Source organism: Microbacterium sp. K27, from assembly GCF_004794435.1.
Classification (GTDB): Bacteria; Actinomycetota; Actinomycetes; order Actinomycetales; family Microbacteriaceae; genus Microbacterium; species Microbacterium maritypicum_A.
Genome location: NZ_SSDK01000037.1, coordinates 23,718 through 38,770 on the forward strand (window position 1 = coordinate 23,718; position 15,053 = coordinate 38,770).

Annotated in this window: 9 protein-coding genes; 2 read left to right on the forward strand and 7 right to left on the reverse strand. The window is 68.0% G+C overall.

What is annotated here, in order from left to right; translation table 11 throughout:
• Positions 1-210: 210 nt before the first annotated feature.
• Together DW307_RS08655 and DW307_RS08660 are read right to left on the reverse strand one after the other, a co-directional pair.
• Positions 211-1,911 carry a long-chain-fatty-acid--CoA ligase gene (locus DW307_RS08655; RefSeq protein WP_136024526.1) on the reverse strand — a complete coding sequence of 567 codons (1,701 nt, stop codon included), beginning with the start codon at positions 1,909-1,911 and terminating at the stop codon, positions 211-213.
• A gap of 45 nt (positions 1,912-1,956) precedes the next feature.
• Positions 1,957-2,355, reverse strand: a complete 399-nt coding sequence (locus DW307_RS08660) for a hypothetical protein (RefSeq protein WP_021198946.1) — start codon at positions 2,353-2,355, stop codon at positions 1,957-1,959.
• A gap of 62 nt (positions 2,356-2,417) precedes the next feature.
• Here DW307_RS08660 and DW307_RS08665 point away from each other — a divergent pair, with 62 nt between their 5' ends.
• Positions 2,418-2,783: a cupin domain-containing protein gene (locus DW307_RS08665; RefSeq protein WP_136024527.1), complete on the forward strand. Its 366-nt coding sequence runs from the start codon at positions 2,418-2,420 to the stop codon at positions 2,781-2,783.
• A 70-nt stretch (positions 2,784-2,853) separates the two neighbouring features.
• Here DW307_RS08665 and DW307_RS08670 read toward each other — a convergent pair whose 3' ends face one another.
• Complete coding sequence (locus DW307_RS08670) at positions 2,854-5,178, reverse strand: arylsulfatase (protein ID WP_136024528.1); 2,325 nt, start codon at positions 5,176-5,178, stop codon at positions 2,854-2,856.
• 118 nt (positions 5,179-5,296) lie between these two features.
• Complete coding sequence (locus DW307_RS08675; protein ID WP_029258630.1) at positions 5,297-5,926, reverse strand: hypothetical protein; 630 nt, start codon at positions 5,924-5,926, stop codon at positions 5,297-5,299.
• A 178-nt stretch (positions 5,927-6,104) separates the two neighbouring features.
• Between DW307_RS08675 and DW307_RS08680 the strand changes: the two genes are divergently transcribed.
• Positions 6,105-7,244: an AI-2E family transporter gene (locus DW307_RS08680; protein ID WP_168441010.1), complete on the forward strand. Its 1,140-nt coding sequence runs from the start codon at positions 6,105-6,107 to the stop codon at positions 7,242-7,244.
• On the opposite strand, the gene DW307_RS08685 is transcribed toward DW307_RS08680, so the two are convergent.
• The 3 genes from DW307_RS08685 to DW307_RS08695 all read right to left on the reverse strand — a co-directional run bounded on the left by DW307_RS08685 (position 7,237) and on the right by DW307_RS08695 (position 15,044).
• Positions 7,237-13,200, reverse strand: a complete 5,964-nt coding sequence (locus DW307_RS08685; RefSeq protein ID WP_136024530.1) for an LPXTG cell wall anchor domain-containing protein — start codon at positions 13,198-13,200, stop codon at positions 7,237-7,239. The genes DW307_RS08680 and DW307_RS08685 overlap by 8 nt on opposite strands.
• A 213-nt stretch (positions 13,201-13,413) precedes the next feature.
• Positions 13,414-14,574, reverse strand: a complete 1,161-nt coding sequence (locus DW307_RS08690) for a flagellar hook protein FlgE (protein ID WP_029258627.1) — start codon at positions 14,572-14,574, stop codon at positions 13,414-13,416.
• 26 nt (positions 14,575-14,600) lie between these two features.
• Positions 14,601-15,044 (reverse strand): flagellar hook assembly protein FlgD, encoded by a 444-nt coding sequence (locus DW307_RS08695; protein ID WP_021198940.1) that lies wholly within the window; start codon positions 15,042-15,044, stop codon positions 14,601-14,603.
• Between the last annotated feature and the right edge of the window lie 9 nt (positions 15,045-15,053).

Below are 15,053 nucleotides of genomic sequence, written 5' to 3' on the forward strand. Positions count from 1 at the left end.
TCGCTCAGCTCGAAGCGGCAGGATTCGTACAAGAGATCACCGGACGCAAGCGGGACCGTGTCTGGGTCGCCGCCGAACTGCTCGCGGAGCTCGACGACCTCGACCGGCGGATCCAGGCGGAGATGGGCAACTGAAGGGCCAACCGGCGGGACTGCGATCACGTGGGTGTCGCTCCGAGATGCTTCCTGCTCGCTGTGCGACCGAGACGGCTCAGCGGTCGGCGAGCAGGCGGTCGCGCACCTGACGACGCAGCACCTTGCCGATGAGCGACCGGGGGAGGTCGTCGACGGCGGTGATCCGGCGAGGCACCTTGTAGGGGGTGAGCCGGGTGCGGCAGAAGTCGCGCAGCGCATCCACGTCGAGGGCCGCACCGTCGCGGAGCACCACGGCGGCGGCGACCTCTTCTCCGCCGTGGGGTCGCGGCAGGCCGACGACCGCCGCGGCGACGACATCGGGGTGGGCGACCAGCGCGTCTTCCACCTCGCTGGGAGACACGTTGAACCCGCCGGTGATGATGAGCTCCTTGAGGCGGTCGACGATGCTCACGAACCCGTCGGAGGAGACCTGGGCGATGTCGCCGGATCGGAGCCAGCCGTCCGGCAGCAGGGCATCTGCCGTCTCGCCCGGACGCCCCCAGTACCCCTGGAAGACCTGCGGTCCGCGGATGAGGAGCTCGCCGGACTCGCCGGCGGGCAGGTCGACCGCAGGGTCCACTGGATCGACGATGCGGATCTCCGTGCTCGGGAAGGGCACCCCCACGGTGCCGGGGCGACGGGTGGGACCCATCGGATTGCCGAGCGCGACCGGTGAGCTCTCGGTCATGCCGTAGCCCTCGACGAGCAGGCCACCGGTCGCTTCCTCCCAGCGCTTCACGGTGGCCACCGGAAGGCTCATGGCCCCGGAGATCGCGAAGCGGACCGTCGAGAGGTCGATGGTCCCGCGGGCGGCCGCACGTGCGAGCGCGTCGTAGATCGGCGGCACGGCGGGAAGGAAGGTGGGCGGCGTCGTACGTGCCGCCGCGGTGACCAATCCGAGGTCGAACGTCGGGAAGAGGACGAGTCGCGCGCCGATGCTCATCGCGAAGGTGAGGCACAGGGTCATGCCGTAGGCGTGGAACAGCGGCAGCACGCCGTAGAACGTCTCCTCGCCGTCGACGAGACCCGGTACCCACGCCCGTCCCTGCATCGCGTTGGCACGGAGATTCGCGTGCGTGAGGATCGCTCCCTTCGGGACACCCGTCGTCCCGCTCGTGTACTGCAGCAGGGCGATGTCTTCCAGGCCCGGTCCCGCCACCCGTCGGGAGAGGCGTCGGTGATCGGCGAGGCTCTTCCACGCGATCAGGTGCCGCGCCTTCGGGGCGCCGGTGAGCTTCGCCCTGGCCTCGCGGGCCCGGGGCAGGGGCAGGCGGAGCGCGAGGCGCTTCGACAGCGGCATCGCCGTGGTGATGTCGACGCTCACGATGTGCTCGACCCTGACATCGTCGGGGAATCCGGCGACCGTGTCGACCGATTTGTCCCACACGACCGCGACGCGGGCGCCGTGATCCTCGAACTGATGCCGCAGCTCGCGCGCGGTGTAGAGCGGGTTGTGCTCGACCACGATCGCGCCGAGCCGGAGGATCGCGTAGAAGGCGACCACGTGCTGTGGGCAGTTGGGCAGCACCAGCGCGACCCTGTCGCCGTGGCCGACGCCGAGGCGCCGCAGACCCTCTGCCGCCCGTTCGACCTGCTCCCCGAGCTCGCGATAGGTCGTGACCGCTCCGAAGAAGTCCAGTGCCGGGCGCCGCCCGAAAGACTTCACACTCGCCGACAGCATCTCGGGCAGAGTCTGCGACGGATCCGCGATCTCCGCGGGGACACCCTCCGCGTAGGAGTCGAGCCAGGGTCGGGAGGCGAGCGGGGATTCGGGCATGCCTCCATCCTGCCCGGGATCCCTCTCAGCGGACACCGCATCCGTTCAGCCGAGGAAGAGGAGCACGATCGACAGGATGACGGAGGCCGCGCCGACCCCGGCCAGGGTGATCCCCAGCACCTGGAACGCATGCAGCAGGGGCCGTCGGGGTTCGAACCGCATCAGGCTCGGGTGCCGTTCGCTGAGGAACGCGTCGGCTTCTTCCCGCCCGTGCCAATGGACCGATTCCTCCGCGCGCAGCGGGCGCTCCCAGAAGTCACCGGCGGCGAACCAGCGTGCTCGCGCCCGGCCGCCGTCGTCCTCGACGATGACCACCTCGTGCGGCACCCAGGAGCCGTCGTGCAGTTTCACCAGGAGCACGATCGCGAGCAGCGGGAGCCCGATGCCGAGGCCGATCCACGAGAGGACCTCGGCGATGGTGCCGACAGCGTCGACCGCGTTCATGACCGGCTCCGTTCTCCCTCAGACGACAGTACCGGCGAAACCCGGCGGCCTAGGCTGACGGGGTGGACGAAGACACACGGAACGTGCAGGCGGCGCTGGCGAGCATCACCGAGCACTGGCAGCCCCATCGATTGACGAGCATCAACGACTACGACGTCAAGGTCGTCAAACTGCTCGGCGAGTTCGTCTGGCACACCCACCCCGATACCGACGAGCTCTTCATGGTGGTGCAGGGAGAGCTGACGATCCAGCTGCGCGACCGCGATGTCGTGCTCGGACCGAACGATGTGTTCGTCGTCCCGAAGGGCGTCGAGCACTGCCCGCGCGCCGACCACGAGGTCCACGCGATCCTCTTCGAGCCGAAGGGCACCGTCAACACGGGCGATGCCGGCGGCGAGATGACCGCGGAGCTGCGCGAATTCGGATAGCCGGACGACCCGCAACCGGGAGCATCGTCCGCGCGGATCGAAGAGGTTCGCGCGGACTGCTCCGCGGTCCCTACTCCCGTGCGAAGGCGGCCTGCGCTTCGAGTTCGAGGTCGAGGTACTGCTCCTCGCTCACATCGACCGCCACACCGTGGATCCTTCCAGCGGTGAACGCGAAGGGAGCACGATAGGAACGGCTCACCGAGTCCGCGCTGTCGTATCCGATGCACAGTCCGTCTCCGCACAAGGTGAACTTCCCGACCTGGGCGCGCATGGGGCCGCTCGCCACCGCGTGGTCGTCGACATAGAGCGTCGTGGTGCCGATGGACTCCTTGTACTCGCCCGGTCCCTCGCGATGGAACTCCATGCCGAGGGAGTGCTTCCCTGCGGTGAGGGGCTCCGACACGAACGTCTGTTCCGGCGGGATGCCGAGGAAGTTGTAGACATAGTGCAGTCGTCCGTCCTGGATGAACAGCGCGTGGCCGCCGAACCGTGACCCGTGGGCGAAGATCACGCCTTCGGTGTCGTGTTCGATCTCGACGTCCGCGATGATCTTGAACGATCGGCCCCGCACGTTCACGGCGACACCCTCCGGCACCGCCCCGCTGTCGGGGTAGTAGATGTAGCGGTGGCGCGGAGGTTCGGAAGAGGGGCGCTCGATCGTGAGCTGCTCCATCGCGGTGCGGTCATCGATGGGGAGTCCGAAGTTGACGTCGGCTTCTTCGAACCAGGCGTCGACGAGCTCTCTGACCTTCTCGGGGTGGTCCGCCGCGACGTTCTTCGATTCCGAGCGGTCTCGGTCCACGTGGTACAGCTCCCACGCGTCCTCGTCGAAGCGACCGTGTCCGGTGATCGGGGCGTGCGTGGCGGCGACCTTCCAGCCGTCTTGCCAGAGTCCCCTGGTGCCGATCATGTTGTAGTACTGGCGCTTCTTCCGAGTGGGAGCGTCGGGGGCGGCGTCGAACGAGTACCGCATAGAGACGCCGGGCAGCGGGGCTTGCTCGACACCGCGATACACCTCGGGCATCTCCAAGCCGGCGACGTCGAGGATCGTGGGCACGATGTCCGTGGCGTGGTGGTACTGGTGGCGGATCTCACCCTTCGCTTCTATGCCGGCGGGCCAGTGGATGATCATCGGATCGCAGGTGCCGCCGGAATACTGGCTGTAGCGCTTGAACATCTGGAACGGGGTGGAGAAAGCTGCTGCCCAGCCCGTCGGATAGTGGTTGTAGGCCTCGGGCCCTCCGAGGTCGTCGATGCGGGTGAGGTTCTCCGCGAGGTCGTCGGGGTAGTTGTTGAAGAACTTGTTCTCGTTCACGGAACCATCGGACGACCCCTCTCCGGACGCGCCGTTGTCGGCGCAGTAGAAGATGATCGTGTTGTCGAGCTGGCCCGTCTCCTCCAGGTAGTCGACGATGCGTCCGATCTGTGAGTCGGTGTACTCGCTGAACCCGGCGAAGACCTCCGCCATGCGACGGAAGAGCGTCTTCTCGTCTTCGCTGAGCGTGTCCCAGGGCTTCACATGGTCCGCGGAGTTCGCCTGATCTTCCGGCATCGGATTGAACGGCGTCAGGTCGGTGTCCGCGGGCATGATGCCGCGCTCGATCATGCGGCCGAGAACCCATTCGCGGTAGGCGTCGTATCCGTCGTCGAAGGCGCCCTTGTACTTGTCGATGTACTCCTGGGGCGCCTGGTGCGGCGCGTGGTTGGCCCCAGGGCAGAACCACATGTACCAGGGCTTGGACGGGTTGGTCGCCTGCTGGGCGCGCAACATCTGCAACGCCTGATCCGCGAGGTCTTTGGAGAGGTGGTACCCCTCTTCCGGGGTGTACGGCTGCTCGATGAAGTGATTGTCCTCAGCGAGGTCCGGATACCACTGGTTCGTCTCACCACCGAGGAATCCGTAGAAGCGGTCGTATCCCATCTGCAGCGGCCATTGGCGGCGGCTGCCGCCGGCGGCGTTGTCCTGTTCCGGGACGTTGTGATCTTTGCCGAGCCAGAACGTCGAGTAGCCGTTGTCCTGCAGGATGTGAGCCATCGATGCGCAGTCATCGGGGATCCGGCCGGAGTTGCCCGGAAACCCGTTGGTCGACTCCATCAGCGAGGCGATGCTGTTGCGCGTGTGGTTGCGCCCCGTGAGGAAGACGGAGCGAGTGGGCGAGCACAGCGCGGTGGTGTGCCACTGCGTGTACGTGAGTCCGTTCGCGGCGAGCCGGTCGAGAGTGGGCATGTTGATCCGGCCGCCGTACGGCGACCACGATGCCATCCCGGTGTCGTCGTAGAGGATCACGAGGACGTTCGGGGCGTTCTCGGGCGCGGTCGGCAAGAGGTACGGCTTCCAGTCCGGCACCGAGTCCCGCACGTCGAGCGCGATCTTGCCGTTGAACTGTTCAGCCATGCCGGTACCCCCGTCTCGAGATGGGGCGGTGAACCCGCCACCATCCGCGACGCTACCCAGGCGTGTCCCGTCTGTGGGCCCCACGTCACCCCCAGGGGGTGACCCGGACGGGCTCGCCTCAGATCTTGATGGGGAAGGTCAGCAGCGTCGCGATCCCCGCGATGACGATGACCCCGCTCAAGCCGAGGAACACCCAGCGCCGCCATGGAGCCGCCTGGTGCTGCGAGAGAGCGGCGAAGAACAGGACGAGGGCGAAGAGCACCGTGAGGAGGGAGTAGTCGTCGCCGCGCTGATTGTTGGCGAGAGCCTCGTCGAACTTCGCGTCGGCGCGGGCGCTCAGCTCTTCGGACTCGACCGAACCCGGCGGGACGTACTCGTTCATCACGAAGGGTCCTCGGGCAGTGCGACCTTCGGCCGTCCACGCGTCGAACGCGACGGCGAACTCTTCGGTGAAGCGTTCCTCGACGAACCGGACCAGGTCGTCGCGTCCCTCGGCCCCGGCGAGCACCCACTCGGTGTAGAGCGTGAGGTCGTACTGGCGCGCGGCTTGCGCCGTCGACTGCGCGGAGGCGGCTTGCACACGGGCGCTGGACGCCTGGCTGAACGCGATGGACATCTCTCCGCCCCATTTCGAGGCCTCGAACCCGCACCACGCCGTCAGCACCGCGGTCACCGAGAGCAGCACGACCGTCACGATATCGAGCACGCGGGTCGTGCGGACCGACTCTTTCCTGGGTTCCTGCGGCATGGCCCGATCCTCGTGCTCTTCGGCGGGATACGGAAGCGCTCGTTCATCCTGCCGGGGTGAAGGATCGCGGAAGACGCCGTGCTCTGCTGACGGGTTCGTCGCGAGAGGGCGGGGCGATCATCAGGAAGGGGTGAGGGAGTGCGCGCGTGCGCGGTTGCCCGCGCGTAGCGTGCAGCGTGTGGACGAGAGCATGGATGCGCCCGATCCGGAACGAGAGGGCCGACCGAAGCCGTCGCGGCTGCAGCTGGTGCTGCCCGCGAAGCCGCTGGCGTCGGGATTCGCCGTCGCGGTCGGCGTCCTCCTCGCGATCGCTCTGGCAGCCACCGTCGCCGGCATCTCGACCGTGCTCATCTCGATCTTCCTCGGGATGTTCCTCGCGCTCGGTCTCGATCCGTCGGTTCGAGCCTTCGAACGCCGGGGGATGAGTCGTGCCGCGGGGGTGACGATCGTGGCCGTGATCTTCCTCCTCGTCGTCGCGGTGATCCTGCTGCTGCTGGTGCCGGCGACGATCCGTCAGATCTCGGCGGCGATCGAGGCGGCCCCGGAGACCATCGCGGCGGTGCAGCAGAGCGGGTGGTACCTGTCCCTCGAGGAGAGCCTCGGGATCGATCTCTCGGCCGTCATCGCAGAGGGCATTCGTTCCCTCACGACGCTGTCCTCCTTCCTGGCGATCTCGGGAGGAGTCCTGAAGGCGGGATTCGGTGTGATCGGAGCAGTGTCGAGCTTCGTCATGGTGGTCGTGCTCACCCTGTACTTCGTCTCCTCGCTGCAGAGCATCAAGGCAGCGGCGGCGCAACTGGTTCCGCTGTATCGGCGGGCTCGGTTCACCGAGGTGCTGGAGGAGATCACGCGATCAGTCGGCGGTGTGGTCGCGGGCGGCGTCACCCTGTCGGCGATTAACGCCCTCGTCGTCTTCGTGATCCAACTCGCGGTCGGTTCGTCGGTTCCGGCGGTGATGGCGATCATCGCCTTCTTCGTCACTCTGGTGCCGATGATCGGCTCTCTCGTGTTCCTGATCATCGGCGGCGTAGCGACGCTGTTCGTCAGCCCGACGGCCGCGGTGGTCTTCGTGGTCGCGTACCTCGTGTACATCCAGGTGGAGGCCTACATCGTCACGCCGCGAATCATTGGCAAGGCGGCGGCCGTGCCCGGTGTGCTCGTGATCATCGGTGCGATGGTGGGGGCGACCCTCCTGGGCCTGCTCGGGGCGCTCGTCGCCATCCCGTTGACGGCATCGATGCTGATCGTCATCCGCAAGGTGTGGATCCCGCGGCAGAACAGCCGGACCGAACCTCCCGACGACGAGACGGTCAGGTGAGGGCGACCGCGTGACGTCGACGGCGGACCAGGAGTCCCCCGGCGAGGATGAGCAGGATCCCGATCCCTGCGAACAGGGACACGGCGGGCGCGTCGACTCCGGTGGACGGGAGGCCGCCGCCGCCGTCCGGAGCCGGATCCGGGGGTGGAACCAGGTACACGTTCGTGATCGCCGCGATCTGAGACGTCGGCGGCTCGCCTCCGGTGGCCGGGGCGGTGATCGTGACGATCTGGCCGTCGTTGAGCCTCGACCCCTCTCCGAAGGCACCGACCGCACCGGTCTCGGACACTCGGCACACCGAGCCCAGCGGGATACCGTCGAGGCGCGTGCGAAGGTCGTCCGCGCTCGACACGGTGAGGGTGCCGCCCGCGGGGAGCACGAGGGGAACGCCGGCGACCGTGCACTCGACGAGGAAATCGAAGCTGTCCGGAGCTCGCCCCGTGTCGCCGGCCAGCACCTTCTGCACCCCGAGGTCGCCATCGAGCAGGGTGACCCCGGCCTGCACGGGGGCCACGGAGTACTCGCGCCCTCCTGCATCCGTGCCCACCGCGCCCATCTGATTCCACGCGAAGCCCCCGGCATCGGGGACGGTGATCGGAGCGAGGTCCGGATACTCCGGCGATTCCGGGACGTTCTGCGTCTCATAGTGCAGCGACAGCACCTGGCCAGGGCCGAACGACCCGGCCGCCGTGGCGGTGAAGTCGATCGTGACCCGGATTCCGGTCACCTCCTCCCACGCGCCGGCGTAGGAGCGGACGGGCACCCAGGTCGCGGTGGTGTCGCAGAGCAGATCGCCGAACCATGCCGAGCTCGATCCCGTGCCCACGCAGGGCGAAGCCGAGGTCGTCACGTCCAGGGTCAGGGTCGCTCCGACCGGGAGGATGTTCGCGGCCAGGGACTCGGGGAGGAGCACCGGGTCGAATGTGGTGTTGCGTGCAGCGCCGGTCGCCAGCAGCCGGTCGCCGATCCGCGGCAGGGGATCGACGATCGATACGGTCTCGAATCCGACCGTGCCGCTGTTCACGACGGAGAGCCGCCAGTCGTCCGTGGCGCCGACAGCGGTGTAGGCGGCGCACGGTGTGCGGGTGTAGCCGTCAGGGTCGAGCGGACAGGCCGCGTCGGGGTTGTTCAGGTTGACCTCGCCGTCGACCAGGTCGCCGTCGACTTCGCCCTTGACGTACTTGTACGCCGCGAGGGATCCTCCCGGCGACGGCTGGACATAGTTGGTCGTTCCGCACTGGTCGTCGTCGAGGCCGGATACCGTGCCCTCCCCGTTGCCGGACGCATTCGTGCATGCGGTGAGCGCCTCATCGGTCGTGACGACGAACGTGTTGGTCGTGAACTCGTCGAGGGCGAGTCCCGGGGCCAGCACGAGGTTCACGGTGATCGTGAAGACCTCACCGGGTGACATCCGATTCCCGGCCTCCGGCCAGGTGAAGGTCACGTTCTTGCCGGTGTCGTCGATCAGAGCCGACACGTCCGTCGACAGCGTGCCCCCCGCCGAGGTCTGATAAGTCGGCGGGGAGAAGTCCCAGTCGAGGTACTCGGGGAGCGTGTCGACGACCTGGTCGATCGTGAGGAAACCGGTGCCGGTGTTGGTGAACTGCAGCGTCCACGGGAGGCTGGCGCCGATGGACACGACGTGGCTGGTTCCGGGCTGCGACTTCACGACATCGAGCTCGTGCGTGCCGGGATCGATCGTCAGGTCGGCATCGGCGTCGGCATCGGCATCCGCATACAGTCCATCGAGTCGCTCGCTCACGACCGTCGCCGTGTTCGGGAGCGTCGTCGGCAGCGACAGGTCGGTGCCGTCTCGCTGCGTCGTGAGCGCGACGATGTCGAACGCGAGCTGCGCGGTCCAGTCGTCGGGCGGTGCATTGCGCGAGAAGACCTCTCCGGCGGCATTGCGGAACACCGCCCGAAGGCCGACGATCGCGGCCGGATCCGCCGCCGTGGGGAGCGCCGCAGTCGCCGCGAACGCACCTTCGACCCAAGTCGATCCCACGAGCGCGTCGATCCGCACCTGGTCGGCACCGGCCGGCAGCACCACGCTCAGCGCAGGGTCGGGAGCCAGCTGCACCGCGTTCCAGAAGGCGGCGTCCGCATCCGTGATGGTGACCTGCTGGGTCGCCGCTGTGGAGGAGCCGTCCGTCGCGTCGAGCGTCACGGTGACGGGGTCTTGCAGCTGGGTCTCGAGAATCGATTCCGGATCGATGGTCTTCGCGAGCGTCGCGTCGAGCAGGGCGCTGACGAGCACCACGGTGTCGTTCGCGGTGTCGCTCGGCGTCGACGCGTTGCCGGAGGGAGTCAGGACCGGGTCGTAGGACTGGGCGATCACGTCGTTGGCGACGGTGCCGGGCTCCACGAGCTGATCGGCATCCGAACGCTCGTACTGCCGCACCTTGGTGACGATCCCGACGCTCAGGTCCTCCCCGGCGCGGATGCTGCCGCCCTCGGTCGTGGGGTCGATGCCGTGGAACACGACGCTGACCCCGACCACGGTGGCCAGATCGCCGGCGGTGAGCGTTCCCGCGTCGGTCACGGAGAGCGTGCGGGTGCTGAGCGTGCCATCGGTCGCACGGTCCCAGAGCGTGACGGTCGACGCGGCGGGGTCCACCTGTTCGACCGGATAGGCGAAGGTGAGCGATTGCACGGTGAGGCGCTCGTAGGGGTTGGTGTCCGCGTCGTAGACCGCGTCGTCGAACGGATCATCCGCCCAGGCGCCGGGAGCACTCACGCACTGGTCCGCCGCTCCGGCCGCGCAGGGGATCGGATCGGTCACGCGCACGTACGACGCGCGTGCGGTGCTGTCGTTTCTGGCATCGATGTCGAACGTCACGTCCGGATAGTTCGCGGGGTCGACGTCGGCGGACTCCGGGATCGTCACGCTCGACGGCGTGACGGTCTTCTCCACCGAGACGAGGGGCGGCTGGTCGATCAGGGTGATGTTGTCCTGCTCCGAGTCGCTGCCGTTGCCCGCTGCCGAGGTCCAGTCACCGCGGAGGCTGTTCCACACGATGCCGGGGTCGGGGTCGTTGAAGGTCTCGTCGGCGCTCACCCAGCGGTCGCCTGTCGCTGTGTCGTCGCGCACGACGTTGCGCAGCTCCCAGGTGAGGAAGGTCGGCCGATATTCTCCGACAGCGGAGGTCGCGAGTCCGGAGCCTGGTTCGGGTCGCGTGGGATCCGTGCTCGCCGTGCGTGCGGCGTCATCGGGCTCGTAGACCAGGCGGACTCCCGTCGTCCCGGCGGTCTGCGCGGGCGTGAGCGTGTAGCCGACGAATCCGTCGGCTCCCATCCAGGTTCCTCCCGGCGCGGCGATGGGGGTCCACACGCCATCGACGAAGAGCCAGACCTCGGTGATGTCGTCCCAGGCGAGCAGGGGATCGTCGGCGAGAGTGACCGGATCGATGCTCAGCAGGTCGAAAGCCTGGAACACGGTGCTCGCTGCGCCCGGGGGATCCATGTCCGGAGCCGTGGCGGGATCGGTGAGGACGAGGGTGTCGATCCCGCGGGACCCGGTCCGCCACTCGTTGCGCGTGGAGACGATCGCGCCGGACTGCGCATCGAGGAAGTCGGCATCGGTGGTCTTGTCGCTCGTCTGGACCCACCGCTTGTTCGCGTCGACGCCCACGCCCTCGCCGGTGGCGGGAGTCTGCACACCGATCGTGTCCTGGTCGGTCACGACATCGCTGTCGATCCCCTCAGGCAGGCCGTCGACCTCGCCGTGGCTCTGCGCGCTCGCCTCGTTCTCATAGACGGTGGGCTCCTGCGCGGACTGCTCGTCCTCGGGGGCATCCCGCGGGTCGGTAGGGCCGGATCCGTCGCGCAGGTCGGCCCGCGCATCGAAGACGACGTTCGGCACGACGCTGAACCCCTGGGAGAATCCGTCCGGGTTGTCGAAGGTGAACCGTATCCCGGTGACGTCGGAGGGGAGATCGGGTGGTGTGAGCGCGGCCGCGAACTCTGCACGGCTCATCTGGAACGTCTGCGCGGTCTCGCCTGTGCTGACCGTGGCGAGCGTCGCCCACGATCCGTCCGGCCGCTGGTACTCGACCGTCGCGGTGGTGTTCGGCGGGACCTGGGTGGGCGCGATCGCCACGATGTCGAACGCGTTCCAGAAGTCGTCCGCCTGGTCGTCTCGCCAGGAGTCCTCGACGACGATCTGAGTCGGATCCACCTGCGCGACGCCCGTCTCGGTGGTCGCGGTCAGGCTGGCGACCACACTGTTGCCCGGTTCGACGGCGCCGCCCGGCGTGATCTGCTTGTCGAGCGCGACCCCGATCTGCGGGAAGTAGACCGTGATGTCATCGACCGCTGCGTCGTCAGCGGTACCCACGTCGTTGGTCGCGGTCACGTCGATGCTGTTCGTCCGCTGGTGCGTCGGTGCTTCGGTGCTGACGAGCGCGAGCGAGGGCTCGATTCCCACGTCGATCGTCGCGACCGTGCCGGCAGGGATCTGGCCGGTGAAGTCGATGACGAAACCGGTGACGGTGCCTGTGGGCGGGGTCGGCGCGTCCCCGTCCGCGAACGGGACGGGAGGCTGCGCGACCCCGTCGATGTACCAGGTGATCGTGCCGGCGGTGGCTCCGTCCGGGTACGGGATGCCGGAGGGGAAGCCGCCGAAGAGCATCTCGGCGTCGAAGAAGCCGAGATCGGAGATGCTGAGGCTCTGCACAGGGCCGTTCGACGTGTTCGTCGCCGTGAGCTCCGCCATCGCGTCTCCGCCGGCGGGGAGCTCCGCCGGAGTGATCGTCTTGCCCGCGACCACGTCGACGGTCAGCGGACCGATCTCGTAGGGCGCCGTTGCCTCGTCGCTCGCCGTCGCACCGCCGGGTGCGTTCACGGTGGACGTGACGCTGTTCGTGACGGAGGCGCCCGTGGCGAGCGAGCTCTCGTCGTTGCGATCCGTCGCGCGCTGCTCCACGGTGAAGCCCGTGGAGGCTGCGGAATCCGAGGCGATCGTGCCACCGGCATAGGTCAGGCGGATGCCGCCGACATCACCGGGGTCGACGCCGGTCGGCAGCCCGGGAGTGCTGGCCGGTGTGCCGGTCTGCCAACTCCACGTCCCCGTTCCCTCGTCGTAGACATACGCATCGACCTGGACCGTGGTCGCGTCCGGGGGAAGGGTCGTGGAGACGAACCCTTGGAAGTCGACGATGCGGAAAGGATTGTCGGCGCTGAGGGTCGCCGCTCCGTCGACGGCGCCCGTCGGCTCCTGGATCACGAGTGCGTCGCCGCCGATGTTCGACTGGTTCTGCGCGCCGATCGTGATCTGGGAGGTCGCACCGGCGTCGAACTGCTGCGAGGCGGGCGACCAGTTCTTGCTGGCCTCGACGCCGATCACGGTGTCGATCGTGACGACCGCATCCGCCGTGTCCGAGATGGTCGCGGGGACGTCTCCTGGACCGTTGTCCCAGTCCGCCGTCGCCGTGTTCGTCACGGTGTCGCCGTTGTACGCCCAGTCGGCGGGCAGGTCGAGCGGTGCGCGCAGCACCACGCTGAGCTTGAGGGTTCCGCCGGCCTCGAGGCCGACCCCGCCATCCACGGGCTGCTCGAAGACGACCCTGACCGAGCAGTCGTCGGTGACCTCGACGGGTACACCGCCTTCTTCGACGCATCCGGTCGTCGTGACGTTCAGCGGCAGAGTGGAGGGGGTGTACGACGAGCCGACGAACTCGAAGCCGGCGAACTCGGCCGGAAGGGTGTCGGTGAGGACCACGTTGAGGCAGTCCACATCGTCGCAGACCAGATCGACCGTGTAGGTGAACTCATCGCCGGGCTGCAGGGAGTCCTGCGTATCGAGTCCGTCGACGAGCTTGTCGATGCGGAGCGAGGATTCTGCGGCCTGGGCGGCCAGCGGGACGACCAGTCCGGCACCGACGAGCCCGATGATGGCGATGAGGGCCAAGAGGAAGCGGCGCAGCTGGTTCTCGGCGGGTCGATTCGTCCTGGACATTGTGCTCGTTTCGTGGGGAAGCCGCGAGGGCAACGAAGGAGTACAGGCTGCCGATGCCGCATGAGCGGATCAGATGTGGTGCGACGCCGGAGCCCACGTGGTCATGTCCTGAGGATTCTATGTAAGCGCACACCTGCGGTCCAGGGGATGCGTCGTCGCTCTCACCCGCAGCGGGTGAGAGCGACGACGCAGACGTGATGTGCGAGGGCGGGGTCAGCGCTTGAGGTTCGTGAGCTCCTGCAGCACCTCGTCGCTGGTGGTGATGATGCGGGCGTTCGCCTGGAAGCCGCGCTGCGCGACGATCAGGTTGGTGAACTCCTGCGACAGGTCGACGTTCGACATCTCGAGCGCGCCGCTGATGATGCCGCCGAGCCCGTCGGTGCCGGCCTGACCGAGCGTCGGCTCTCCGGAGTTCCCGCTCGGGCGGTACTGGGAGGATCCGGCCTTCTCGAGTCCGCCCGGGTTGACGAATCCTGCCAGTGCGACGCGGGCGAGCACCTCGGTGTCGCCGTTGCTGAACGTGCCGACGAGGCTGCCGTCGTTCATCAGCGCGTACGAGCTCAGCGTGCCGGCCGGCTTGCCGTTCTGCTCCTTGATCGCGACATCGCTGACGTCTGCGAACCCGGTGACCGCCGAGAGGTCGACCGTGACACCGCCGGAGACGATGGAGGAGGCCGCCGGCTGCTTGCCGTCGGTGAACGTGAGGGCGGTGTTGGTGCCGCCGGGCTCGGTGACGTTCCAGCCCGTGGCGGTGCGGGTGAAGGTGAGACGGAGCGACGTGGCCGTGCCCTCGGCGTCGTAGGTCTTGATGTCGCGCACCAGCTGCTCGCCGACGGCGGCACCGGAGGGCAGGTTGCCGGTGACGCGGGCGGTGGTGGTGGCGGTGGCGGGGCTGAGCGCTCCGACCGGAAGGCGGATGTCGCCGATGCCCTGACCGGGCACGATCACTCCGTTCTGGGCCGTCCAACCCTGCACGAGAGCGCCGTCCGCCGAGACCAGCTTGCCGCTCGCGTCGAACGAGAAACCGCCGTTGCGGGTGTACAGGGTCTCGCCACCCGAGCGCACGACGAAGAACCCGTCGCCGGCGATCATGAGGTTGGTCGGCACGCCGGTGGGCTGCGGAGCCCCGGAGGCGAAGTTCGTGCTGATGCCGGCGACCTGCACGCCGAGACCGACCTGGGCGGGGTTCTGCCCGCCGGCGGCCTGCTGCGGCATCATCGAGTTGCGCACGAGCTGCGAGAGCGAGTCCTGGAACTGCACGGCCGAGGCCTTGAACCCGGTCGTGTTGACGTTGGCGATGTTGTTGCCGGTGACGTCGAGCATGGTCTGGTGCGAACGCAGACCCGAGATTCCGGCGAACAGAGAGCGGAGCATGGTGATGCCTTTCTGGAAGGGACTGGTCAGGACTGCGAACGGGGAGCGAGGGCGACGCCGGAGACGGCGTCGAGAGGGATGGAGGCGTCGCCGATGGTGACGAGGGGCACGGCGCCGGCGTAGGACACCGAGGTGACGATGCCCTTCTGTGTGACACCCTTCTCATCGACGTACTGCGCTTCATGGCCGATCAGAGCGGCTGCGGTCTGGCGCATGCTGAGCGCGAAGCTCTCGGTCGAGGTCGCCGTGAGCGCGGTCAACTGCTCCATCGAGGCCAGCTGCGTGGTCTGCGAGATCATCTCGTTGGTGTTCATGGGCGAACTCGGATCCTGGTTCGTGAGCTGTGTGACCAGCAGCTTCAGGAACACCTCGGAGTCGAGAGTCTTCTTGCGCTCCGTCGGGGGCGTGGTGCTGCCCGTCTGCACGCCGGAGGGCGGGATGGTGCCGGAGATGGGGTCGACCGTGGTCATGGGTTCCTC